Below are 26,623 nucleotides of genomic sequence, written 5' to 3'. Positions count from 1 at the left end.
ACTCGGGCGCGTCGTAGATGAAGGCACCTTGGCGGACATAGGTCGTGTCCGGGTCACCGTAGCGCTGCTCGACGGCTTCCCAGCCGCGGTCGGTCGGGAACGCGGAGATGGTGTCGGTGCCCGCGGCGAGCAGTTCCCACAGCTGCTCCGGCGAGGTCGCACCGCCCGGGAACCGGCAGCCCATGCCGACGATCGCCAGCGGCTCGCCGTCGGCGATCGTGGTGACCCGTGCGCTGTCCGGGCCGACGTGGACGCCGGTCAGCCGCGAGCCCAGCAGCTCGGCGAGCGCGGCGGCGTTGGGATAGTCGAAGATCAGCGTCGACGGCAGTTTCAGCCCCGACGCCGCGGTCAGCCGGTTGCGCAGCTCCACCGCGGTGAGCGAGTCGAAACCGAGTTCCTTGAACGCACGACGGGGTTCCAGCGCCTCGACCCCGGTGTGCCCGAGCACCGCGGCGGCCTCCGCACGCACCAGGTCGGTCAGCTCACGCAGCTGCTCCTCGCGCGACAACCCGGCCAGACGGCGGCCGAGCTCGCTCGCGGATTCACCGGGTTCGTCCTCAGTGGACAGCGCGGTCCTGACCTCCGGCAGTCCGGCGATCAGCGGGCTGGTCCGGCGGAGTGTGAACGTGGGCGCGAACTTCTGCCAGTCGATGTCCGCCACGGTGACGGCGGGTTCGTCGCCGTCGAGAATCCGGGCCAGCGCGTCGATGCCACGCTCCGGTGCCATCACGCGCATCCCGAGACCACGCAGCTGCGCACCCGCGGCGCCACCCACCATGCCACCGCCACCCCACAGTCCCCACGCGACGGACGTCGCCGCCAGGCCGCGGGCGCGACGGGAGTCGGCGAGCGCGTCGAGGTGGGCGTTGGCCGCGGCGTAGCCGGAAAGGCCACCACTGCCCCAGATCGCCGCGCCGGAGGAGAACACGACGAACGCGTCCAGCTCACCGGTCAGTTCGTCCAGCCACCGCGCGCCGTCGACCTTCGCACGCATCGCCGAAACCAGGTCGGCCGCGGTGGTCTCCGCGATCGGTCCACCCTCGCCGACCCCGGCGGCGTGCACGACCGCGGTCACGCCGGTCCGGTCCAGCAGGCCCGCCACCTGGGACCGTTCCGCGACGTCACACGCCACGACCTCGACCGCCGTGCCCGATTCCGCCAGCTCCGCCGCCAGCGCCACCCCGGCGGCGGGCCCGGAACGACTGGTCAGCACGAGCTTTTCCGCACCACGCCCGGACAGCCAGCGCCCCACGTGGCCACCGATCGCCCCCGTGCCCCCGGTGATCAGCACCGGCCCGCGCGGTCGCCACTCCTGCGTGCGCTGCGGCGCCGGGGCGTGCACCAACCGGCGGGCCAGCGTGGTGGAACCGCGAAGCGCGACCTGGTCCTCGACCCCGGCCAGCGCCGCGCACAGCAATGCGGCAGTGCGGTCGTCCTCAGTGGACGGAAGGTCGATCAGGCCACCCCAACGTTCCGGATGCTCGAGCGCGGCAACGCGGCCGAAGCCCCACAGCTGCGCCTGCTCGGGCGCCGGAACGGCTTCGCCGGGCACCGCGGCGACAGCCCCGCGGGTAAGCACCCACAGCGGCGCGCCAAGGTTTTGCTGCACCAGCTCCAGTGTCTCCGCCAGCGTCGGCTCCACGGCCACAGCGCCGGTCAAGCCGGTCAAGCCGGTCTCGGTGACGTCCGTGACGACCTCGACGCCCCGCTCGGCAAGCGCCCGCTCGACCTCGGGCGCATCGCCGAGCAGCAGCCACCTCCCGGCCGGTGCCGCCGCCGACTCGCCGACCTGGGTCCAGACGATCCGGTAACGCCAGTCCTCCGCCGCGGTGGCCGGCTTGGCCTCGGGCCAGAAACGTTCGCGCTGGAACGCGTACGTCGGCAAGTCGATCACAGTGCCGCGCAGGAACGACGACCAGTCGACGGGCACGCCCCGGACGTAGGCCTCCGCGAAGGAGGTGAGCAGCCGGCGCGCGCCACCATCGTCCCGGCGCAACGTCCCGGTGACCACCGGCTCATCGAGCGTGTCCCCGATAGCGGCGGTCAGCACCGCATGCGGCGATGCCTCGATGAACACGCCGTGGCCCTCGCCCAGGATTCGGATGGCGCGCTCGAACTCGACCGTCTCGCGGAGGCTCGAGTACCAGTACTCCGCATCCATGTGCGGGTTCCACTCACCACTCATCGCCGAAACGAGCGGAATCTCACCCTCACGCGGCTCGATCCCCTGCAAGTGCTGGACAATCTCGTCCCGCAGCTCATCAACCTGCGCAGAATGTGACGCATAATCCACCGGAACCATCCGAGTACGAACATCCGCACTCTCGGCCAGCTCCCGCAACGCATCCGGCTCACCACTGACCACAGTGGACACCGGACCATTCACCGCCGCGATCGAGACCCGATCACCCCACGGCACGATCCTCACCCGCACCGCATCCGCCGGTTCCGCGATCGACAGCATCCCGCCACGACCAGCCAACGCCGTCAGAGCCTTACTCCGCAGAGCAACCACGCGAGCCGCGTCCTCCAACGAAAGGACCCCTGCCACCGCAGCAGCCGCGATCTCACCTTGCGAGTGACCCACCACCGCATCCGGACGCACACCCGCCACCCGCCACACCTCAGCCAACGACACCATCACAGCCCACAACGCAGGCTGCACCACATCCGCACCCTCGAGTTCGCCCGCGAAAGCCGCGTCCAAGTCCAAGTACGGCGCCAAGGCCTCCCGACACTCCGCCAACCGCGCAGCAAACACCGGCGAGACCTCGGACAGCTCACGGCCCATCCCGAGCCACTGACTGCCCTGACCCGGGAACACGAACACGGTCCGGCCGCGTGCCCCGTTCCGGCCGGTGACCAGGCCCGGTGCCGGTCGGCGCTCAGCCAACGCGGCCAGGGCGTCGTCGTCGCGCAGCACGGCCCGGTGCTCGAACGCCGACCGCGTCGTGGCCAGCGACCACGCCACGTCACCACGATCAGCCGGGTGACGCAGCAGGTGCTCCCGCAGCCGCACGGCCTGCGCGGCAAGCCCCTCCGGGGTCCGTCCCGACAGCACCCACGGCGTCGCCGCAGTCGTCAGGACCTCCGGCGCCGCAATGGCTTCCGCAGGTTCCGCAGCGGGCGCCTCCTCGACGATGACGTGTGCGTTCGTCCCGCTCATCCCGAACGCCGACACACCAGCCCGCCGAAGCCGCTCGCCCGCCGCCCACTCGACGTCCTCCTGCAACAGCCGGACATTCCCAGCCGACCAGTCCACCTGAGACGTCGGCTCACCGGCATGCAGAGTCCGCGGCAGCCGCGAATGCCGCAACGCCTCCACCATCTTGATCACGCCAGCCACACCCGCAGCCTGCTGCGCATGCCCCAGATTCGACTTCAGCGAACCCAACCACAACGGCGCACTGCGATCCTGCCCATACGTCGACAGAACAGCCTGCGCCTCAATCGGATCACCCAAAGTCGTACCGGTACCGTGCGCCTCCACGACGTCGACCTGTTCGGGGCTGATCCGCGCGGCCGCGAGTGCGGAGCGGATCACCCGCTGCTGCGAAGGGCCGTTGGGAGCGGTGAGGCCGTTGGACGCGCCGTCCTGGTTGACCGCCGAGCCGGTGACCACCGCGAGGACCCGGTGACCATTGCGGCGAGCGTCGGTAAGCCGCTCCACCACCAGCACACCGGCACCCTCCGACCAGCCCGTGCCATCGGCGTCCTCCGAGAACGACCGGCACCGACCATCCGCGGAAAGCCCCTGCTGCCGCGAAAACTCCGCGAACGTCCCCGCCGTCGCCATCACCGTCACACCACCGGCGAGAGCCAGCCCGCACTCACGGTTCCGCAGCGCCTGCACCGCGAGATGCAGCGCGACCAGAGAGGACGAACACGCCGTGTCCACCGTCACCGCAGGGCCCTCCAAGCCCAGCGTGTAGGAGACCCGACCGGAAATCACACTGCCCGCGTTACCGGTCATGAGATAGCCCTCGGCACCGGTGTTCCCGCCGGTCAGCTCGGTGCCGTACCCAGCGGATGAGGCACCGGCGAACACGCCGGTCCGCGAGCCGCGCAGCGAGTGCGGGTCGATTCCCGCGCGTTCCAGCGCCTCCCACGTGACCTCCAGCAACAGCCGCTGCTGCGGATCCATCGCCAACGCCTCACGCGGGGAAATCCCGAAGAAAGCCGCGTCGAAATCCGTGGCGTCATGGACGAAACCACCCTGACGCGCGTAGTCGCCGCCATCGTCCCAGCCGCGATCAGTGGGGAACGGGGACACCGCGTCGGTGCCGGCGGCGACCAGGTCCCACAGGTCACCGGGGCCACGCACGCCGCCCGGCAGCCGGCAACCCATGCCCACGATCGCGATCGGCTCGTCGCGGTCGGCCTCCAGGCCACGCAGCCGCCGCCGGGTCTCCTGGAGCTCGGCCGACGCCTTCTTGAGGTAGTCGAAGAGCTTTTCCTGACTCTCCATCACAGGCTCCCGAGTTCCTTGTCGAGAAAGTCGAACACTTGCTCCTGGGTGGCCGAACCGAACTCGATGCCCTGGTCCGGCGCCGGGTCCCGGTCGAGGCCGGCGAGGATGCCGCGCAGCCGGCGGCGCACGTCCTCCCGCAGCCCCTCGTCGGTGACCTCGACCAGCCCGGCCTCCAGCCGGTCCAGCCCGGCGAGCACGGCACCCGGCCCGCCGTCGTCCGCGCCGCCGAGCCCGGCCCGCAGGTACGCGGCCAGCGCCTCGGCGGTCGGGTGGTCGAACACGAGCGTGCTGGGCAGCGTGAGCCCGGCCGCCGCGCCGAGCCGGTTGCGCAGTTCGACCGCGGTCAGCGAGTCGAACCCGAGCTCGGAGAACGCGCGGTCCGCGGCCACGGCGTCAGCCGAGCCGTAGCCGAGCACGGTCGCGGCCTCGGTCCGCACGAGCTCGACCAGCAGCCGGTCCTGCTCGGCCCGGGACAGTCCGGCGAGCCGGCCGGCGAGGTCGCCCGTCCCCGTCTCGACGGTCAGTGCACGCGCGGCGTCCGGCAGCGTCGACAGCAGGGGGCTGGGCCGCCGCAGCGTGAACGTCGGTGCGAACACCGGCCAGTCCACGTCGGCCACCGCGACGACGCCTTCGCATGCGTCGACGGCCTGCGCGAGCGCCCGGATGCCGAGCCGCGGATCCATCGGCGCCAACCCGAATCGGCTGAGCTGTTCTGCCGCCTCGCCCGCGCCCATTCCCGCACCGCGCCACACACCCCATGCCACCGAGGTAGCGGCCTCACCTCGCGCGCGGCGCTGTTCGGCAAGCGCGTCGAGGAAGGCATTGGCCGCCGCGTACCCGGGCTGCAGCGCGCTGCCCCAGGTCGCGGAGACCGACGAGAACAGCACGAACGCGTCGAGGTCCTCGGTCAGCTCGTCCAGCCAGACCGCGCCGGCCGCCTTGCCCGCCAGTGACTCCGCGAGACCGGCCTCGTCGAGGTCCGCGACCGCGATGCCCTGTCCGATCCCCGCCGCGTGGATCACGGCGCTCAGCTGCGGAATCCGTCCGACGACCCCGGCGACCCGCTCGCGTACCGCGGTGTCGCAAGCGAAGACGTCGACCGCGCTGCCCTGGTCCGCCAGCTCGGCAGCCAGCTCGGCCACGCCCGGCGCGGCCGGACCGGAACGGCTGGTGAGCACGAGGCGAGGCGCGGAACGCTCGGCGAGCCAGCGGCAGACGTGCCCGCCGACGCCACCGGTCCCGCCCGTGACCAGCACCGAACCACGCGGCTGCCATTCCACCGCCGGTCGCGGCGCCGGGGCACGCGTGAGACGGCGGACGTGGAGACCGTCGGCACGCAGGGAAACCTGGTCCTCACCGATTCCGGCGAGCACCGTGCACAGCCGCTCCGCATCGAACTCCGTCACCTCGACCAGGCCGCCCCAGCGGTCCGGATGCTCCAGCGCGACCACCCGGCCTAGTCCCCAGACCTGCGCCTGACGCGGGTCGCTGAGCTCGGGCGTCAGCACCCACAGCGGCGCGTCGATTTCCCGCTGCACCAACTTGAGCGTGTCGGCGAGGCCGCGGGTCAACGCGGGCGAGCCGCCGAGCGGAGTGGTGTCGTAAGCGAGCGTCGAGACGATGCCGTCGAGGTTTTCCGGCAGGTTTTCGACGTCTGTGACGACCGTGGCGCCACGCTCGGTGAGCGCTGTGGCGATCTCTGGAGCGTCCCCGGCCAGCAGCCAGGTCCCCACGAGCGTGGCCGGTTCCGGGTCCGGGATCGGGTGCCATTCCGTCTGGTAACGCCACTCGGCGACCGACTCCGGCTGCGCCGGGCCGATGCTTTCCGGCCAGAAGCGTTCGTGGTGGAACGCGTAGGTCGGCAACGCGACCCGGGTACCGGACAGGACGTTGGCCCAGTCGACGTCGAGCCCGTGCACATGGGCCCGCGCCAGCGCCGTCAGCACGGCCTCCTGCGCCGGAGCGTCCTTGCGCAGCACCGGGAAGAACGTCGCTTCGGGGCGGACGCCCGCGCCCATCGAGGACAGTGTGCCGTCCGGGCCGATCTCGATGAAGACGGAAACATCCTGTGCCGCCAGCGTTTCCACCGCGTCGGCGAACCGCACCGCGCTGCGCGCCTGGGCCGGCCAGTAACCCGCGTCCGGAGTGTCGACGAGCTTGCCGTCGAGCGCGCCGGCCCACGGCAGCTTCGGCGGCTGGTGCGCGGTCACGGCCGCGACGAGCGACAGCTCCTCCAGCACCGGGTCCATCCGGTGCGAGTGGAACGCGTGGCTCACCCGCAGCCGCCGCACGCGGTGCCCGGCCTCACGGTGCTGGTCGGCCAGCGCCGCCACAGCCTCCTCGTCGCCCGACACGACCACCGAACCGGGACCGTTGACCGCGGCGAGCGAAACCCCTTGCGGCAGCTCGATCTCCGCCTCGGCGACCCCGATCGCGGCCATCGCGCCACCGCCCGGCAACGCCTGCATCAGCCGCGCCCGGTTGGCGACCAGCCGAGCCGCGTCGGCGAGCGACAACACCCCGGCGACGTGCGCCGCGGCGATCTCGCCGACGCTGTGCCCGGCGACCGCGTCCGGCCGCACCCCGGCGGCCGCCAGCATCGCGACCAGCCCGACCTCGACCGCGAACAGGCCGGTCTGCGCGTACAACGTCCGGTCCGCGCGCTCGTCCTCGCCGCCGCCGAGGACCACGTCCCGGACGGGCAGCCCCAGCTCCAGCTCGATCAGCGCGCACGCCTCGTCGAACGCCGCCGCGAACACCGGACTCGCCGCGTACAGCTCACGGCCCATCCCGGCTCGCTGACTGCCCTGGCCGGCGAACAGGAACCCGACCCGGCCACCGGATCGCGCCACGCCCGTGACCAGTCCCGGCGCCGAACGACCGGCGGCCAGCGCGGCCAGCCCCTCGGCCGGATCGCCCACGACGACGGCCCGGTGTTCGAGCGCGGAACGCGTGGTGGCCAAGGAAAACGCGACATCTGCCGAATCCAGTTCGGGGTGCGCGGCGAGGTGGTCACGCAGGCGAGCGGCCTGCGCGGGCAATGCCTCCGCGGTGCGAGCGCCGATCGGCCACGCCGTGGCGTCGAGCGCCCGCATTCGCACCGGAATCTCGACCGGTACGGCAGCGGGTGGTTCCTCGAGGATCACGTGCGCGTTGGTGCCGCTGATCCCGAACGCGGACACTCCGGCGCGGCGCGGTCGCTCACCGGTCGGCCACGCGACCTCGTCCCGCAGCAACTGCACACCACCCGACGACCAGTCGACGTGCGGCGACGGCTCGTCCACATGCAACGTCGCCGGCAACTTCCCATGCCGCAACGCCTGCACCATCTTGATCACACCCGCCACCCCAGCGGCCTGCTGACTGTGCCCGATATTCGACTTCACCGAACCCAACCACAACGGCTCACTCCGGTCCTGCCCATACGTCCCCAACAACGCCTGCGCCTCGATCGGATCACCGAGTTCGGTACCGGTGCCATGCGCTTCGACCACATCGACGTCCGACGTGGACAGACGCGCGTCAGCCAGCGCCGCGCGGATCACCCGCTGCTGCGAAGGACCGTTCGGCGCAGTCAGACCATTCGACGCACCATCCTGATTCGTCGCACTACCCCGAACCACCGCCAGCACCTCATGCCCATTACGCCGCGCATCCGACAACCGCTCCAGCAGCACCATCCCCGCACCCTCGGCCATGCCCATCCCGTCAGCCGCAGCAGCGAACGCCTTGCACCGGCCATCCGCCGCAAGCACCCGCTGCCGCGAGAAACCCACGAACTCCGTCGGATCGACCATCACCATCACACCGCCGGCCAACGCCAGCTCACACTCACCGGACCGAAGCGCTTGCACGGCGAGGTGGAGCGCGACGAGCGACGACGAGCACGCGGTGTCAATGGTGACCGCCGGACCTTCGAGACCGAGCGTGTAGGAGATCCGTCCGGAAAGGACACTCCCGGTGTTGCCGATGATCAGGTAGCCCTCGCTGCCGTCGTCACCGGCCATGACGGAGCCGTAGCCGGACGGCGCCGCGCCCGCGTACACGCCGGTCGCCGAACCACGCAGCGACTCCGGGTCGATTCCCGCGTGCTCCAGCGTTTCCCAGGAAACCTCCAGCAGGAGCCGCTGCTGTGGGTCCATCGCCAGCGCTTCCCGCGGATTGATGCCGAAGAACCCGGCGTCGAAGTCGGCCACGCCGCGCAGGAACCCGCCTTCGGCCACGTAGGACGTGCCGGGGTGGTCCGGGTCGGCGTTGAAGAGACCGTCGGTGTTCCAGCCACGATCGACGGGGAAGCCCGAGATCGCGTCGCCACCCGTGGCCAGCAGGTCCCACAGCGCGTCCGGGTTGTCGATTCCGCCCGCGTAGCGGCAACCCATGCCGACGATCGCGATCGGCTCCGCCGACACGTCACGGCTGTGCGTGACCACCGGCGCGTCCGCGCCGAACGTCCGCTCGACGAGCTCCTTCGCCAGCACAGCCGGGCTCGGGTAGTCGAAGACCACTGTGGACGGCAGCTTCAGCCCGGTCGCCGCGCCGATGCGGTTACGCAGCTCGACCGCGGTCAGCGAATCGAAGCCCAGTTCGCGGAACGCCCGCGCTGCCGGCACGTCGTCGGCCGAGGCGTGGCCCAGCACCGCGGCGGCGTGCCCACGGACCAGCTCGGTCACGACCCGCCGGCGCTCCGGCCCGGTGAGGCCGGCCAGCTTCGCCGCCAGTTCACCGGCCGGCTCCTCGGCAGCCGTGACAGGCTCAGTCGGCCGGGCTTCCGGGATCAGCTCCAGCAACGGCCGTTCGCGCGCCGCGGTGAACACCGGCGCGAACCGCTCCCAATCCACATCGGCTACAGCCAGGAACGTCTCGTCGTCGTCCAGCACCTGCCCCAGCGCCGTCAACGCCCGGCCGGGTTCGAGGAAGTTCATCCCCTGCCGCAGAAGCTTGGCAGGGGTGACCGTGCCGGGCTTGGTCTGGTCGGCAGCCGCGTTCACGGCGTCCCAGTCGCGGGTGTCCCAGACGCCCCAGGCGATCGATGTGCCCGGCAGGCCGCGGGCACGGCGGTCCTCGGCGAGGGCGTCGAGGTAGGCGTTGCCCGCGGCGTAGGCACCGTGGTCATTGCTGCCCCAGGTCGCGGCGATGGAGGAGAACAGCACGAACGCGTCGAGGTCCAGGTCGGCGGTCAGCTCGTCGAGATGCCGGGCACCCGCGGCTTTCGCTCCGAGAGAAGCGGACAAGCCGTCGACGTCGGTCTCGTCCAGCGGCGTGACGTACACGGTGTTGGCCGCGTGCAGCACGGAGGTCAGCTCCGGCCCGGTCGCGGCGATCCGGTCGAGCAGCCCGGCGACCTGGTCACGCTCGGCGACGTCGCAGGCGAGCACTTCTACCCCGCTGCCCGCCACCGCGAGGTCCGCGACCAGCTTCGTCACCCCCGGCGAGGCCGGGCCCGAACGCCCGGTGAGCACCACCCGCTCGGCGCCACGGCCGGCCAGCCAGCGGCCGACGTATCCGCCGGTCGAGCCGGTTCCGCCGGTCAGCAGCACCGTGCCGCGGGGCACCCAGCGCTCCGGGCCCGAGCGGTACCCGGCCGCGCGGACCAGCCTTCGCGCGAGCACCCCGGCGCCGCGCACCGCGACCTGGTCCTCGCCGCCGGACAGGACTGCGCACAGCCGCGCCGCGCTGCGTTCGTCCCCAGTGGACGGGAGGTCGATCAGGCCGCCCCAGCGTTCCGGATGCTCCAGACCGACCACGCGGCCCAGGCCCCAGGCTTGGGCCTGCTCCGGATTCGTGAGGAGTTCACCCGGCCCGGTCGACACGGCGCCGCGCGTGACGATCCACAGTGGAGCGTCGATCCCGGCGTCACCGAGGGCCTGCACGAGGTGCAGGTTCGCGGCCGTCCCCGCGGGCACGCGCGGATGGCCGGGCAGCGGAGTCGTGTCGAATGCCAGCACGGAAACGACCCCGTCCGGGTCGAGCCCCGCCAGCGCCGCCGCGAATCCTGCGCGGTCGGCCGCGGTGATGGTGCACACCTGCGCGCCACGGTCGGTCAGGGCGCGCACACAGTCCTCGTCCTCACCGACGACGACCCAGGTTCCGGACAGCCGGACGGACTCCGGTTCCGGCACCACGCTCCAGGTCACGCGGTAACGCCAGTCGGCCACCGCGGATTCAGCTCGTTCACGGCGTCGCCACGACACCAGCGCGGGCAGCACCTCGCCGAGCGCGCGGTCGTCCACCTCCAGCGTTTCGGCCAGCTCACGCACGTTCCCGCGCTCGACGGCGCTCCAGAAGCCGGACTCCGCCGTGTCCGGCTCCGGTGCGGCCACCGCGGGCTGTGGCCAGAACCGCTGCCGCCGGAACGCGTGTGTGGGCAGCTCCACTGCTCGTCCGTCGAGCACGGTCGTCCAGTCGATCGCCACGCCACGCGTGTACGCCTCGGCGAACGAGGTCACCAGCCGATCGGCGCCACCGTCGTCCCGGCGCAGGGTGGCGGCCACGACGGGCTCATCGAGCGTGTCCCCGATAGCGGCGGTCAGCACCGCGTGCGGCGATGCCTCGATGAACACGCCGTGGCCCTCGCCGAGAATCCGGATGGCGCGCTCGAACTCGACGGTTTCGCGGAGGCTGGCGTACCAGTACTCCGCGTCCATGTGCGGGTTCCACTCACCACTCATCGACGAGACGAGCGGGATCTCGCCTTCGCGCGGCTCGATCCCGTGCAAGTGCTGGATAATCTCGTCCCGCAGCTCATCAACCTGCGCAGAGTGTGACGCATAATCCACCGGAACCATGCGAGTACGCACATCGGCACTCTCGGCAAGTTCGCGGAGGGCGTCCGGCTCACCACTGACCACCGTGGACACCGGACCATTCACCGCCGCGATCGAGACCCGATCTCCCCACGGCTCAATCCTCACCCGCACCTCGTCGGCGGGCTCAGCAATCGACAACATCCCGCCACGACCAGCCAACGCCGTCAGAGCCCTACTCCGCAAAGCAACCACGCGAGCCGCGTCCTCCAGCGAAAGGTTCCCCGCCACCACCGCAGCAGCGATCTCACCTTGCGAGTGACCCACCACCGCATCCGGACGCACACCCGCCGCCCGCCACACCGCCGCAAGCGACACCATCACAGCCCACAACGCAGGCTGCACCACATCCGCACCCTCAAGCCCACCCGCGAGAGCCACATCCAAATCCACGTACGGCGCCAAAGCATCCCGACACTCCGCCAACCGCGCAGCAAAAACCGGCGACACCTCCGCCAGTTCCCGGCCCATCCCGAGCCACTGACTGCCCTGACCCGGGAACACGAACACCACGCGCCCGGCACCGCCCGGGGGCACGATCCCGGTCACCACACCGGTTCCCGGCTGTTCCGTGGCGACCGCGGCGAGCCCGGCCGCCAGCTCCTCCCGGTTGTCCCCGAGCACCACCGCACGGTGCTCGAACGCCGACCGCGTCGTGGCCAGCGACCACGCCACGTCGGCGACGTCCGTACCCGGCGAGAGCACGAACTCCCGCAGCCGCCCCGCCTGCGCCGCCAGCCCGCTCGCCGAACGCCCGGACACCGGCCACGCCGTGCCCGGCGGCGTCAGCACCATCGTGCGCTCGGCCGGTTCCGGGGACTCTGCGGGTTCGGCAGCCGGTGCCTGTTCCACGATGACGTGCGCGTTGGTTCCGCTGATCCCGAACGCCGACACCGCCCCGCGGCGCGGACGGCCCGGATCCGCCCAGTCGATCCGCTCCTGCAGCAGGCGGACGTTCCCGGCGCTCCAGTCGACGTGCGGTGACGGTTCGCCGGCGTGCAGGGTCCGCGGCAGCACGCCGTGCCGGAGTGCCTCCACCATCTTGATCACGCCGGCGATCCCGGCCGCGGTCTGGGTGTGCCCGATGTTGGACTTCACCGAACCCAGCCACAGCGGGTCCGTCCGGTCCTGGCCGTAGGTCGCGAGCAGCGCCTGCGCCTCGATCGGGTCGCCGAGCGCAGTGCCGGTGCCGTGCGCTTCCACAGCGTCGATGTCCGAAGTGGACAGCTGTGCGTCGGCCAGCGCGGCGCGGATCACGCGCTGCTGCGACGGGCCGTTCGGGGCGGAAAGGCCGTTGGACGCACCATCCTGGTTCGTCGCGCTGCCGCGGATCACAGCGAGCACGGGGTGGCCGTCCCGCTGGGCGTCGGAAAGCCGCTCCAGCACGATCATGCCCGCGCCCTCGCCCCAGCCGATGCCGTCGGCGCCGGCCGCGAACGCCTTGCACCGCCCGTCGGCGGCCATCCCCTGCTGCTTCGAGAACTCGACGAACGAACCCGGCGTCGACAGCACCGCCACGCCACCGGCCAGCGCCATCGAGCACTCTCCCGAGCGCAGCGAGCGGACCGCCAGGTGCAGCGCCACCAGCGAAGACGAGCACGCCGTGTCGACCGTGACCGCCGGACCTTCGAGACCGAGCGTGTAGGAGACGCGGCCGGAGATGACGCTGATCGCGTTGCCGGTCAGGAGATACCCCTCACCGCCGGCGTCGGTGCCCGCCAGGTTGGCTTCGTAACCCGACGACGAAGCGCCGGCGAACACCCCGGTCCGGGAGCCACGCAGCGAATGCGGATCGATCCCGCCGCGTTCCAGCGCTTCCCACGACACTTCGAGCAGCAGCCGTTGCTGCGGGTCCATCGCGAGCGCCTCGCGCGGGGAGATCCCGAAGAACGCGGCATCGAAGTCGGCGACGTCGTGGACGAACCCGCCCTGGCGCGCGTAGCCGGTCTCGGCGTCGGCCCAGCCGCGGTCGGACGGGAACCCGGAAACCGCGTCCGTGCCGGCCACGACCAGGTCCCACAACCGGCCGGGCCCGGTGACCCCGCCCGGGTAGCGGCAGCCCATGCCGACCACGGCGATGGGCTCGTTCTCCCCGGATTCGAGCTGCTTGACGCGTTCGCGGGTCTGGTAGAGGTCCGCGGCCAGCTTCTTCAGCGCGCCGAGCAGCTGCTGGTCATCCGCCATCACGCCATCCCCAGTTCGTTGTTGATGAAGTCGAGGACCTCGTCGGCGGAGGCCGCCTCGAGCCGGCCGGTGACGGCCTCCTCCGACGAGCCCGCGTGCCCGTCCAGCCACTTGGACAACACGGTCCGCAGGCGCGCGGTCACGTCCGCGCGCAGCTCACTGCCCTCGGGAATGCCCTCGAGGGTCGTTTCCAGCCGGTCCAGGTCGACGAAGACGGGCTCGCCGTCGTCGCCGCCGCACAGCTCGCTTCGCAGGAACCCCGCCAGCACAGCCGGGTTCGGGTAGTCGAAGACCAGCGTCGCCGGCAGCGCGAGGCCGGTCGCCGCGGTGAGCCGGTTGCGCAGGTCGACCGCGGTGAGCGAATCGAAACCCAGCTCACGGAACGCCCGCCCGGGCTCGACCGCGTCCGCCCCGGCGTAGCCGAGCACGGCTGCCGCCTCGGCGCGGACCAGCTCGGTCAGCACCCGGTCCTGCTCCCCGCGCGGCGCCTCGGCCAGCCGGTCGGCCAGTCCCTCGGTGGAACCGGTTTCCACCACGGGTTCGATCACCGCTTCCGGCAGCGTCGACAGCAGCGGGCTCGGCCGTCGCAGCGTGAACGCGGGCGCGAACGTGCTCCAGTCGACGTCCGCGACGGTCACCGCGGTCTCGCCGCCATCGAGCACCTGGCCGAGCGCGCGGACCGCGAGCCGCGGATCCATCGTGCGCAGGCCGAAGCGGCGCAACTGCTCACCGGTTTCGCCACCGCCGAGGCCGCCGCCGCCCCAGAGTCCCCAGGCCACCGACGTGGCGGCGAGACCGCGGGCGCGGCGGGATTCGGCGAGGGCGTCGAGGAACGCGTTTCCCGCGGCGTACCCGGGCTGGTAGCTGCTGCCCCAGGTCGCCGCGCCGGAGGAGAACAGGACGAACGCGTCGAGGTCGTCGGTCAGGTCGTCGAGGTGGACGGCGCCGGCGATCTTCGCCTCGGTGACGTCCGCGAGGTCCGCCACGGTCGTGCCCGCCACCGGGCCACCACCGCCCGCCCCGGCCGCGTGCACCACGGCCGACAGCGCCGGCCCGGTCGCGGCGATCCGGTCGAGCAGCCCGGCGACCCGGTCACGTTCGGCGGTGTCGCAGGAGATGACGTCCACGGCGGTGCCGTTCCCGGCGAGGTCCGCCGCGAGGCCGGCGACGCCGTCCGCGCCGGGCCCCGAACGGCTGGTCAGCACGGCGCGCGCGGTCGCGCGTTCGGTCAGCCAGCGGCCGACGTGCCCGCCGACCGCGCCCGTGCCGCCGGTCACGAGGACCGTGCCGCGCGGCACCCACGGCGCGGCCGGACCCGGCTTCGGGGCGTGCACCAGACGTCGGGCGAGCATCCCGCCCGCCCGCACGGCGACCTGGTCTTCGGGGCCGGCGAGCACCGTGCACAGCCGGTCCGCGACCCGCTCGTCCCACGTGGGCGGCAGGTCGACCAGGCCGCCCCAGCGCTCGGGATGTTCCAGGCCGGCGACCCGGCCCAGCCCCCACACCTGCGCCTGTCGCGGATTCGGTGTCTCCCCGGGACCGGTCGCCACGGCGCCGCGGGTCAGCACCCACAGCGGTGCGTCGATCCCCCGCTGTACCAGGGAAAGCGTGTCGGCGAGCCCACGCGGGACGATCGGGTGTCCGTCGCTGGGGCTGTCGTCGAGCGCGAGCACGGACACCACGCCCCGCACGTTCCCGGGCAGCACGTCCAGGTCGGCCGAGCACACGTCCGCCCCGTGCGCGGTGAGAGCCGCGGCGATCTCGGGAGCGTCACCGGCGAGGAGCCAGGTGCCGGACAGCGCCGCGGGCCGGTCGGGCACAGTGGTCCAGGTGATCCGGTAGCGCCAGCCGGTGACCGCGGCCTCGTCGCGTTCCCGGCGGCGCCAGCGTGCGAGCGCCGGGGCGACCGCGCCGAGGCTCTGCTGGTCCACGGACAGCGCGTCGGCGAGCTCGCCCAGGTCACCGTGCTCGACCGCGGCCCAGAAGCCGGACTCCTCACCGCTTTCGGTGCTGACGCGTGGCTCGGGCCAGTAGCGCTCACGCTGGAAGGCGTAGGTCGGCAGGTCGATGAGCCTGCCGCCGGTGACCGCGCTCCAGTCGACGCGGACACCACGCGTGAACGCCTCCGCGAACGAGGTGACCAGTCGTTGCGCACCGCCGTCGTCGCGCCGCAGTGTGCCGACCGCGACCGGATCGCCGAGGGTGTCGGTGATCGCCCCGGTGAGAACAGCGTGCGGGGACATCTCCAGGAACGCACCGTGGCCGGTCTCGCCGAGCGTCCGGACGGCGCGTTCGAACTCGACCGTCTCGCGCAGGCTCGCGAACCAGTACTCCGCGTCCAGGTACGGGTTCCATTCGCCACTCATCGCGGAGATCAGCGGAATCTTCCCCTCGCAGGGCTCAATCCCTCGCAACTGCTGGACGATCTCGTCCCGCAGCTCGTCGACCTGCGCCGAGTGCGAGGCGTAATCCACCGGAACCATCCGAGTCCGCGCATCGGTGCTTTCGGCCAGCTCACGCAACGCTTCGGGCTCACCACTGACCACAGTGGACACCGGGCCGTTCACCGCGGCCACCGAAACCCGGTCACCCCACTGCTCGATCCTGGCTCGCACAGCGTCCGCGGACTCGGCAATCGACAACATCCCGCCACGACCAGCCAACGCCGTCAGCGCCTTACTGCGCAGCGCCACCACCTTCGCCGCATCCCCCAACGACAGGTGCCCCGCCACCGCGGCGGCGGCGATCTCGCCTTGTGAGTGACCCACGACGGCGTCCGGCCGAACACCCACCGCTTCCCACACCGCCGCGAGTGACACCATCACAGCCCACAACGCGGGCTGCACCACATCCGCAGTCTGCAGATCACCAGCCAGCGCGGCATCCATGTCCAAGTAGGGCGCCAAAGCGTCCCGGCACTCCGCCAAGCGGGCAGCGAACACCGGCGACACCGAAGCCAGCTCCCGCCCCATACCGAGCCACTGGCTGCCCTGGCCAGGAAAGACGAACACGGTGTGCCCCGGTGTGGCCGCGGTCCCGGTCACCACGCCCGTGCCGGGCTGGCCGGTCGCGACCGCGGCGAGCCCGGCCACGTCCGGCACGACAGCACGGTGCTCGAACACCGGCCGCGTGGCGAGCGACCGCGCGACGTCGGCGGGGTCCTGCCCGGGGTGCGCGAGGACGTGTTCCCGAAGCCGTCCCGCCTGGGCCGCGAGCCCGCCGGCGGTACGGCCGGACAGCACCCACGGCGCGGCGCCGGTCACCACGGGTGTCCGGGGTGCCGGCGGTTCAGCGGCGGGAGCTTCCTCGACGATGACGTGCGCGTTGGTCCCGCTGATCCCGAAGGCCGAGATCCCGGCGCGCCGCGTCCGGCCGCCCGCGGGCCATTCGGCCTCGTCCCGCAGCAGGCGCACCGCGCCGGCCGACCAGTCGACGTGCGTGGACGGTTCGTCGGCGTGCAACGTCCGCGGCAGGCGCGAGTGCTGCAACGCCAGCACCATCTTGATCACGCCCGCGACCCCGGCCGCGGTCTGCGCGTGGCCGAGGTTGGACTTCACCGAACCCAGCCACAGCGGCTCGGACCGGTTCTGCCCGTAGGTCGCGAGCACTGCCTGCGCTTCGATCGGGTCGCCCAGCGAGGTGCCGGTACCGTGTGCTTCGACCGCGTCGACGTCCGAAGTGGACAGTCCGGCGCCGGACAGCGCCGCGCGGATCACGCGTTGCTGCGACGGGCCGTTGGGCGCGGACAGGCCGTTGGACGCGCCGTCGGAGTTGGTCGCGCTGCCGCGGACGACCGCGAGGACGCGGTGCCCGTTGCGCTGGGCGTCGGACAGCCGTTCCACGACCAGCATCCCGGCGCCCTCGGCCCAGCCGGTGCCGTCGGCGTTGTCGGCGAAGGCCTTGCACCGGCCGTCGGAGGCGAGTCCCTGTTGTTTGGAGAACTCGGCGAAGGCACCCGGCGTGGCCATCACGGCAACGCCGCCCGCGAGCGCCAGCGAGCACTCACCCGACCGCAGCGCCTGCGCCGCGAGATGCAGCGCGACCAGCGAAGACGAGCACGCTGTGTCCACCGTGACCGCGGGGCCCTCCAGTCCGAGCGTGTAGGCGACGCGACCGGAGATCACGCTGCCCGCGTTGCCGGTGAGCAAGTAGCCCGCGGCACCCGGCGTGCCGGTCATCAACTCGCCGTAGCCGGAGGCCGAAGCGCCCGCGAACACACCGGTCCTGCTGCCCCGCAACGCGTGCGGGTCCAGGCCGGCGCGTTCCAGCGCCTCCCAGGAAACCTCGAGCAACAACCGTTGCTGCGGATCCATCGCGAGCGCTTCACGCGGGGAGATCCCAAAGAAGGCCGGATCGAATTCGGTGGCGTCATAGACGAAACCGCCGCGGTGCGCGTACGGCGAAGAAGCGTCCTCCGCGACCGACCAGCCGCGGTCGGCGGGGAAACCGGCGACCGCGTCGGTGCCGGAGGACAGCAGCTCCCAGAACTGCTCGGGGCCGGTCACGCCGCCCGGGTAGCGGCAGCCGATGCCGACGATCGCGATGGGCTCGTCGGCAACGGCGGCGACGGTCGTTTCCGCGACGTCGTCCGCGCCGAACAGCTCGGCGTGCAGGAAATCCGCGAGCACGGCGGGAGCCGGATGGTCGAACACGAGCGTCGCCGGGAGCCGCAGCCCGGTCACCGCGGCCAGGCGGTCGCGCAGTTCGACCGAGGTCAGGGAGTCGACGCCGAGATCGCGGAACGCGCGGTCGTCCTGTACCTCGCCGAGTCCGCCGGGTTCGTCGTCACCGCCGTGGCCGAGCACTCCTGCGGTTTCCTTGCGGACCAGGTCCACGAGCCGCCGGGTGCGCTCGGCGCGCGACAGTCCGGCCAGCGCCCGGCCCAGTTCGGTGCCGCCACCGGGTGCCTCAGCGGTGGGCTCCGCGAGCGCTCGCACGACCTCGCGCAGGCTGCTCAGCAGCGGGCTCGGCCGGCGCAGACTGAAGGTCGGAGCGAAGCGGGCCCAGTCGACGTCGGCGACGGTGACGTGGTGCTCGCCCGCGTCCAGTACTTGTGCGAGCGCGCGGATCGCCTTACGGGGCGCCATCTTTCGCAAGCCACGACGACGCAGCGTCTCACCCGCCTCGCCGACGCCCATGCCACTGCCGTCCCACAGTCCCCACGCGACCGAGGTCGCCGCGAGGCCACGGGCACGTCGGTCCGCGGCGAGGGCGTCGAGGTACGCGTTGCCCGCGGCGTAGGCGGGCTGCAGGCCGCTGCCCCAGGTCGCGGAGATCGAGGAGAACACGACGAACGCGTCGAGGTCGCCGGTCAGCTCGTCCAGGTGCCGCGCGCCGAGGGTCTTCGCGGCGGTCACAGCGGCATGCTCGGCCACGTCGGTGTCGGCCAGCGGGGTGGCTTGGCCGATGCCCGCGGTGTGCACGACGGCGGTCAGGTCGTCGATGCGGCCGACCAGCGCGGCGACGTCCGCGCGGCGCGTGACGTCGGCAGCGAACACCTCCACCGCCGTCCCCCGGCCGGCCAGCTCGGCGGCCGTGGTGATCGCGGCGGCAGGCCCGGAACGGCTGGTCAGCACCACCCTCGGCACGTCCCGGTCGGCAAGCCAGCGCGTCACGTGTCCGGCCAGGCCGCCCGTGCCACCGGTGACCAGGACGCTGCCGCGGGGCTGCCACGCCGTGGCCGCGGCCGGCGCGGGAGCGTGCACGAGACGGCGGGCAAGCAGCCCGGACGGGCGCACCGCAACCTGGTCTTCACCGAGACCCGCGAGCACAGCGCACAGCCGGTCCGCAGCCTTTTCATCCACCGTGGACGGAAGGTCGATCAGACCGCCCCAGCGTTCGGGGTGTTCGAGCGCCGCGACCCGGCCGAGGCCCCACGCCTGTGCCTGATCCGCGGAGACGCGCTCGCCGTCGAGGCCGGCCGCGCCGCGGGTGACGACCCACAGCGGCGCGTCGTGCGTGCGGACGAGGTCGAGCACGTCGGCGATGCCTGCCGGAACCGTCGGGTGCTCGGTGTGCGGGGACTCATCGAAGGCGAGCACGATCCCGGTGAGTTCGCCCTCCGGGAAGGTGACCACGTCGGCGCCGTGCGTGGCCAGCGCCGCGGCGAGGTCCGGGCCGTCGCCGACCAGCAACCAGGTGCCGGACAGCGTCGCGGCGGAGGCGCTGACCGGCACCCAGCTGGTCCGGTAGCGCCATCCGGTGAGGACCGCGTCGTCCTGCTCACGACGGTGCCAGGCGGCGAGGTCGGGTAGCAGTTCGCGGAGCGGGCGGTCGGCGTCGAGGGCGAGCGACGTGAGGTCCCCGGACTCGACGGCGGTCCAGAAGCCCGAGTCCGCCCCCGTGGTGCGCACGGTCCGCTCCGGCCAGAACCGGCGGTGACGGAAGGCGTAGGTGGGCAGCTCGACCGTACGTCCACTGAGGACGGTGGACCAGTCGAGCGGTGCGCCGTGCACGTAGGCACGGGCGAGGGCGCAGCGAAGGGCGTCGGCAGCGGGGAGGTCCTTGCGCAGCACCGGCACGAACACGCTGTCCGGCAGCACGCCGGCGCCCATCGACGACAGTGTGCCGTCCGGGCCGATCTCGATGAAGACCGAAACACCTTGGTCCGCCAAGGTTTCCACTGCCGCGGCGAACTGGACGGCGCCACGTGCCTGGCCCGGCCAGTACGCCGCGTCCGGTTCGGTCACCAGAGCACCGTCGAGCGCGCCGGCCCACGGGATCTCCGGCGAAGCGAACGTGAGGCTTCCGGCCACCACGGTCAGCTCGTCGAGCACGGGGTCCATCCGGTGCGAATGGAAAGCGTGGCTCACCCGCAGTTTCCGCACCCGATGGCCGAGCGCGCGATGCTGCTCGGCCAGGACCTCGACCGCGTCCTCGTCACCGGACACGACCACCGAATCCGGGCCGTTCACCGCGGCCAGCGAAACACCGTCCGGCACCTCGACGTCGTCGGCTCCGATCGCCGCCATCGCACCGCCCGTGGGCAATGCCTGCATCAGCCGAGCGCGGTGCGCGACCAGCTTCGCGGCGTCCGCCAGCGACAGCACGCCCGCCGCGTGGGCCGCGGCGACCTCACCGACGGAGTGCCCGGCCACGGCGTCCGGCCGGATCCCGTGCGCCGCGAGCACGGCGACCAGCCCGACCTCGACCGCGAACAACCCGGTCTGCGCGTACAACGTCTGATCCGCGCGCTCGTCGTCACCGGCACCGAGCACGACGTCGCGGATCGGGTGGCCCAGCTCGGCCTCGACCAGGTCGCAGGCCGCATCGAACGCCGCCGCGAACACCGGGCTGGACGCGTGCAGCGCGCGGCCCATCCCGGCTCGCTGACTGCCCTGACCGGCGAAGACGAACCCGATCCGCCCCGGCCGCACCGAGCCCGTCACGACGCCAGGCGCGGTCTCCCCGGCCGCGACGGCGGTGAGCCCGGCGAGCAGGTCGTCACCGTGCACGACGGCGCGGTGGTGGAAGGCGGTGCGCGTGGTTGCCAGCGACCAGCCGACGTCCGCCGGGTCCAGCTCCGGGTGCGCCACCAGATGATCACGCAGTGTGGCGGCCTGCGCCGCGAGCGTACCGGCGTCCCGGCCGGAGACCGTCCACACGGGACGGTGCTTGCCGGGATCGGCAGGTGCGTGGAGTGCCGGAGCCTCTTCCAGGATCACGTGCGCGTTGGTCCCGCTGATCCCGAACGCCGACACCGCGGCCCGGCGCGGACGGTCACCGGCGGGCCACTCGACCCGGTCCTGCAGCAGCGCGACCTTGCCCGTGGTCCAGTCGATGTGCGGTGACGGCGCCGAAGCGTGCAGCGTCGCCGGGAGCATACCGTGCCGCAGCGCGAGCACCATCTTCAGCACGCCCGCGACCCCGGCGGCCTGCTGCGCGTGCCCGAAGTTGGACTTCACCGAACCCAGCCACAACGGCTCGGCCCGATCCTGCCCGTACGTCGCCAGCAACGCCTGCGCCTCGATCGGGTCGCCCAGCGCAGTGCCGGTGCCGTGTGCTTCAACGACGTCGACGTCCGAAGTGGACAGCCGCGCGTCAGCCAGCGCCGCGCGGATCACCCGCTGCTGCGAAGGACCGTTGGGCGCAGTCAGACCATTCGACGCACCGTCCTGGTTCGTCGCACTGCCCCGGACCACGGCGAGCACCTGGTGCCCGTTGCGTTGCGCGTCGGAAAGCCGCTCGACGGCGACCATCCCCGCACCCTCGGCCCAACCGGTGCCGTCCGCGTCGGCGGCGAACGCCTTGCACCGGCCGTCCGAAGCGAGACCCTGCTGTCGCGCGAACTCGGCGAACACGTCCGGGTCCGACATGACCGTGACGCCACCAGCCAGCGCCAGCGTGCACTCACCGGAGCGCAAGGCCTGCACGGCGAGGTGCAGCGCGACCAACGACGACGAGCACGCGGTGTCCACCGTGACCGCGGGGCCCTCCAGCCCCAGCGCGTACGCGATGCGGCCGGACAGGATGCTGGTCGCGGTGCCCATGAGCAGGTGGCTGTCGTTTTCCAGCACCGTGCCCGTGCCGTAGCCCGAGGCCGCGGCGCCGGCGAACACGCCCGTGCGCGAGCCACGCAGCGTTGTCGGGTCGATGCCCGCGCGCTCGAGCGCTTCCCACGCCACTTCCAGCAGGAGACGTTGCTGCGGGTCCATCGCCAGCGCCTCGCGCGGCGAAATCCCGAAGAAGCCCGGGTCGAACTCGGCGGCATCGGCGAGGAAGCCGCCAACGCTCGCGTAGTCGGCGCCGGCAGTGTCCCAGCCGCGGTCGGCGGGGAACGCACCCACCGCGTCGGTACCGCTGACCAGCAGGTCCCACAGCTGCTCGGGCGTGCTCACGCCACCGGGCAGCCGCATACCCAGTCCGACGATCGCGAGTGGTTCGCCGTCCGGTGCGGCGACCACGACGGTGCCCGGCTCCGGCGTGTCCCCTGCCAGCTCACGACGCAGGAAAGCGGCCAGCGCCGCCGGGGTCGGGTGGTCGAACACCAGCGTCGCGGGCAACCGCATCCCGACCGCACTGGAGACGCGGTCGCGCAGTTCCATCGACAGCAGCGAGTCGAAGCCGAGGTCCTTGAACGCGCGGGCCGGGTCGACGTCGGCGGCCGACGCGTGCCCGAGCAGCGCCGCCGTGCGCTCACGGACCAGCTCGACCAGGTCGTGGACCGGTGGCGGGCCGCTGAATCGCGCCGGGGGCTCCTCCGGCTCCGGCAGCAGCGCCGACAGCAGGGGGCTCGGGCGGCGCAGGGTGAACGCCGGTCCGAAGGTGTCCCAGTCGACGTCGGCGACGGTCAGGAGGGTTTCGCCACCGTCGAGCGCCTGGGCCAGCGCCCTGATGGCGACCTGCGGGTCCATCGGCCGCAGCCCACGGCGGCGCGCCTGCTCACCACCGTCTCCGGCACCGAGACCGTCGCCGCCCCACAGTCCCCAGGCGACCGAGGTCGCCGCCGCGCCGCGGGCACGGCGTGCTTCGGCGAGCGCGTCGAGGTGAGCGTTGGCGGCCGCATACCCGGGTTGCCATGCGCTGCCCCAGGTAGCCGAGATCGAAGAGAACAGCACGAACGCGTCGAGGTCACCGGTCAGCTCGTCCAGGTGCGTCGCACCGGCCACTTTCGCCCGCGTGACCGCGGCCTGCTCCTCGGCCGTCGCGTCGTCCAGCGCCGTCGACTGGCCCACCCCGGCGGCGTGCACCACCGCACGCAGGTCCGGAATTCGGTCCAGCAGCGCGGAAACCTCGGAGCGCTCGGCGACGTCGGCCGCGACGACGTCCACGGCTGAACCGGCCTCGGCCAGTTCGGCGGCCAGCGTGATCCCGGCCGCCGGGCCGGTACGGCTGGTCAGCACGATCCGCTCGGCACCCCGCGAGGCGAGCCAGCGCGCGGTGTGGCCACCGATGGCGCCCGTGCCGCCGGTGACGAGCACGCTGCCCCGCGGCGTCCACGTCGTCGTCGACGGCTCCGGCGCGCGGTCCAGCCGCCGAGCGAGGACACCCGACCGACGCACGGCCACCTGGTCCTCGGTGCCGGTGAGCACTGCGCACAGCCGCGCCGCAGTGCGTTCGTCCCAGGTGGACGGCAGATCGACCAGCCCGCCCCAACGCTCCGGGTGCTCCAGGCCGACCACGCGGCCGAGGCCCCACGCCTGCGTCTGCACCGGCCGTACGCCGTCGACGACCGCGCCACGTGTGACAATCCACAACGGACTCGAAACGCGTTGCGCCAGATGCAGCGCATCGGTGATCCCGACCGGCAGCTCCGGGAAGTCCGGGTGCGGTGTCTCATCGAACTCCAGCACGATCCCGGCGAAGTCGCCGTCCGGCAGCGAAGCGGCGTTCTCGACGGAAACGACCTCAGCGCCGTGCGCGCGAAGGGCGTGCCCGACCTCAGCCGAACCGCCGACGATCAGCCAGCTGCCGTCGAGTTTCGCGCCGCCGGTCTCGGGCACCGTGGTCCACGAGACGCGATACCGCAGGTCGGCCAGCGGACTTGACGGGGCAGTGCGGCGCTTCGAGGTGTCCGGCCAGTAACGACGCCGCTGGAACGCGTACGTCGGCAAGTCGACTCGGCGGCCGCCGAGTACCGCCGACCACTCCACCTTGACGCCGTGCGCGTGCGCCTTGGCAAGCGCCTCGGCGACGCTGCCACGCAGCAACGGGACGAACACGGCGTCCGGCAGCACCCGGGCGCCCATGGACGACAGCGTGCCGTCCGGACCGATCTCGATGAACACCGAAATGCCCTGTGCCGCCAGGGTTTCCACCGCGTCGGCGAACCGCACCGCGCCTCGCGCCTGCGCGGGCCAGTACCCGGCGTCCGGCGCACCGACCAGCTCGCCGGTCAGGGCGCCCGCCCACGGCACCTGCGGCGCCGAGAACGTCAGCCCGTCCGCGACCTGCGCCAGTTCGGGCAGCGCCGGCTCCATCAAGTCCGAATGGAACGCGTGACTCACCCGCAGCCGCCGTACTCGCCTGCCGCGCTCGCGCCACCGCTGGACCACCGCGTCCACGGCATCCGCCGCGCCCGACACGACCACCGACCGCGGACCGTTCAGCGAAGCCAGCGACACCGGCTCACCGGCGATTTCCGCTTCGGTCGCCTCGATCGCCGCCATCGCGCCACCCTCCGGCAGCGCCTCCATCAGCCGCGCGCGATGCGCGACCAGCTTCGCGGCGTCCGCCAGTGACAGCACGCCGGCCGCGTGCGCAGCGGCGATCTCGCCGACCGAATGCCCGGCGACCGCGTCCGGCACGATCCCGTACGACTTGAGCAGCGCGAGCAGCCCGACCTCGACGGCGAACAACCCGGTCTGCGCGTAGAGCGTCCGGTCCGCGCGGTCGTCCTCGCCCTCGCTGAGGACGACATCGCGGACCGGGTGTCCCAGCTCGGCCTCGACGAGATCGCACGCCTCGTCGAACGCGGCCGCGAACACCGGATTCGACGCGTGCAGGGCGCGCCCCATCCCGGCCTTCTGGCTGCCTTGCCCGGCGAAGACGAAGCCGACCCGGCCTGTGGCCGCCACCCCGGTGACGGCTGCCGACGCATCGCCGTCCGCGAGCCGGTCCAGTGCCGTGCGCACGTCCGCAGCGGTGCCGGTCAGTACGGCGCGGTTGTCCAGCGCGGCCCGGGTGGTGGCGAGGGAGAACCCGACGTCGGCCGGGTCCAGCTCCGGGTGCGCGCTCAGGTGGTCCCGCAGCCGCCGGGCCTGCGCCGTGACCGCCTCGGCGGTGCGGCCGGACAGGGGCCATACCAGCTCGTCCACAGTGGACTCACGACGAGAGTTCTCCTCGGCGGCCGGTGCTTCCTCGAGGATCAGGTGCGTGTTCGTCCCGCTCGCGCCGAACGCCGACACCCCGGCACGGCGCGGCCGTTCGCCCGCCGGCCAGGCGACGTCCTCCTGCAGAAGCGCGACCTTGCCCGCGGACCAGTCGACGTGCGGGGTCGGCTCCCCGGCGTGCAGCGTCGCCGGCAGCACGCCGTGCCGCAGTGCGAGGACCATCTTGATCACGGCCGCGACGCCCGCCGCGGTCTGGGTGTGGCCCAGGTTGGACTTGAGCGACCCCAACCACAGGGGCTCCGCGCGGTCCTGCCCGTAGGTGGCGAGCACGGCGTCGGCCTCGATCGGGTCGCCAAGCTCGGTGCCGGTGCCATGCGCCTCGACGACGTCCACCTCGGCCGCGGTGAGCCGTGCGTCGGCGAGCGCGGCGCGGATCACGCGGCGCTGCGCGGGACCGCTCGGCGCGGTCATGCCGTTCGACGCGCCGTCCTGGTTCGCCGCGCCGCCGCGGAGCACGGCGAGCACTTCGTGCCCCAGCCGCTGCGCGTCGGACAGCCGCTCCAGCGCGACCAGACCCGCGCCCTCGCCCCAGCCGGTGCCGTCCGCGTCCGCACCGAACGCCTTGCAGCGGCCGTCGGACGCGAGACCGCCCTGGCGTGCGAACTCGCCGAACATGCCGGGCGTGACCATCACCATCACGCCGCCCGCGAGCGCCATCGAGCATTCGCCGGAGCGCAGCGAGCGCATCGCGAGATGGATCGCCAGCAGCGACGACGAGCACGCGGTGTCGATCGTGACCGCCGGGCCGGTGAGCCCGAGCGTGTAGGCGAGGCGCCCGGACAGCACGCTGATCGCGTTGCCCGCCACCAGGTGTCCCTCGGCGCCGCCGTGCTCGCGGGAGAACCAGTCGTACCCCGAAGCAGTGGCACCGACGAACACGCCGGTGCGGGACCCCTTGAGCCGCACCGGGTCGATGCCCGCGTGCTCCAGCGTCTCCCAGGCCACTTCCATCAGCAGCCGTTGCTGCGGATCCATCGCGAGTGCTTCCCGCGGTGAGATGCCGAAGAAGTCCGCGTCGAACTCCGGCACCTCCGGCACGAACCCGCCCTGGCGCTCGGCGCCGGAGCCGAGGCCCGCGGTGTCCCAGCCGCGGTCGGTGGGGAACGGACCGACCGCGTCGACCCCGTCCGCGACGACCCGCCACAGGTCGGCCGGCCCGCGCACCCCGCCGGGATAGCGGCAACCCAGTCCGACGATCGCGATCGGCTCCCCTGCCGCCGCCTCCAGCTCACGCAGCCTGCCGCGGGTCTCGTGCAGGTTCGCGGTGACCTGCTTGAGGAAGTACCGGAGCTTTTCTTCGCTCACCTACGCCACCTCGTTGATTGCACGTCGCT

Annotated in this window: 3 protein-coding genes (1 of these 3 only partly in view); all 3 read right to left on the bottom strand. The window is 72.5% G+C overall.

All coding sequences use genetic code 11. The annotated features are described in order from the left end of the window. Tightly spaced (each overlapping or abutting the next), the 3 genes in view from BJY18_RS33250 to BJY18_RS33240 form a layout consistent with a single transcriptional unit that may run on beyond the window. On the bottom strand, positions 1 to 4,468 hold the start of the coding sequence (locus tag BJY18_RS33250; RefSeq protein ID WP_184783811.1) for a type I polyketide synthase. 8,903 nt of this gene lie to the left of the window's left edge; only the first 4,468 of its 13,371 coding nucleotides appear in the window; its start codon is at positions 4,466 to 4,468; the stop codon falls past the left edge of the window. Beyond that, positions 4,468 to 13,458: a type I polyketide synthase gene (locus BJY18_RS33245; RefSeq protein WP_184783810.1), complete on the bottom strand. Its 8,991-nt coding sequence runs from the start codon at positions 13,456 to 13,458 to the stop codon at positions 4,468 to 4,470. Before BJY18_RS33245 ends, BJY18_RS33250 begins: the two co-directional genes overlap by 1 nt. After that, the gene (locus BJY18_RS33240; protein ID WP_184783809.1) at positions 13,458 to 26,594 is read right to left on the bottom strand and encodes a type I polyketide synthase; all 13,137 of its coding nucleotides are present in this window, start codon (positions 26,592 to 26,594) and stop codon (positions 13,458 to 13,460) included. The genes BJY18_RS33245 and BJY18_RS33240 overlap by 1 nt, the downstream gene beginning before the upstream one ends. Between the last annotated feature and the right edge of the window lie 29 nt (positions 26,595 to 26,623).

The sequence above is a fragment of the Amycolatopsis jiangsuensis genome, from assembly GCF_014204865.1.
In the GTDB taxonomy this organism is placed as follows: Bacteria; Actinomycetota; Actinomycetes; order Mycobacteriales; family Pseudonocardiaceae; genus Amycolatopsis; species Amycolatopsis jiangsuensis.
Note: the sequence above shows the minus strand (reverse complement) of the source record. Positions and strands in the feature narration are given on the sequence as shown.

Bases quoted from the DNA above. Each gene is read 5' to 3' on its own strand.
- BJY18_RS33245 (WP_184783810.1), bottom strand. From the start codon at position 13,458: ATGGCGGATGACCAGCAGCTGCTCGGCGCGCTGAAGAAGCTGGCCGCG.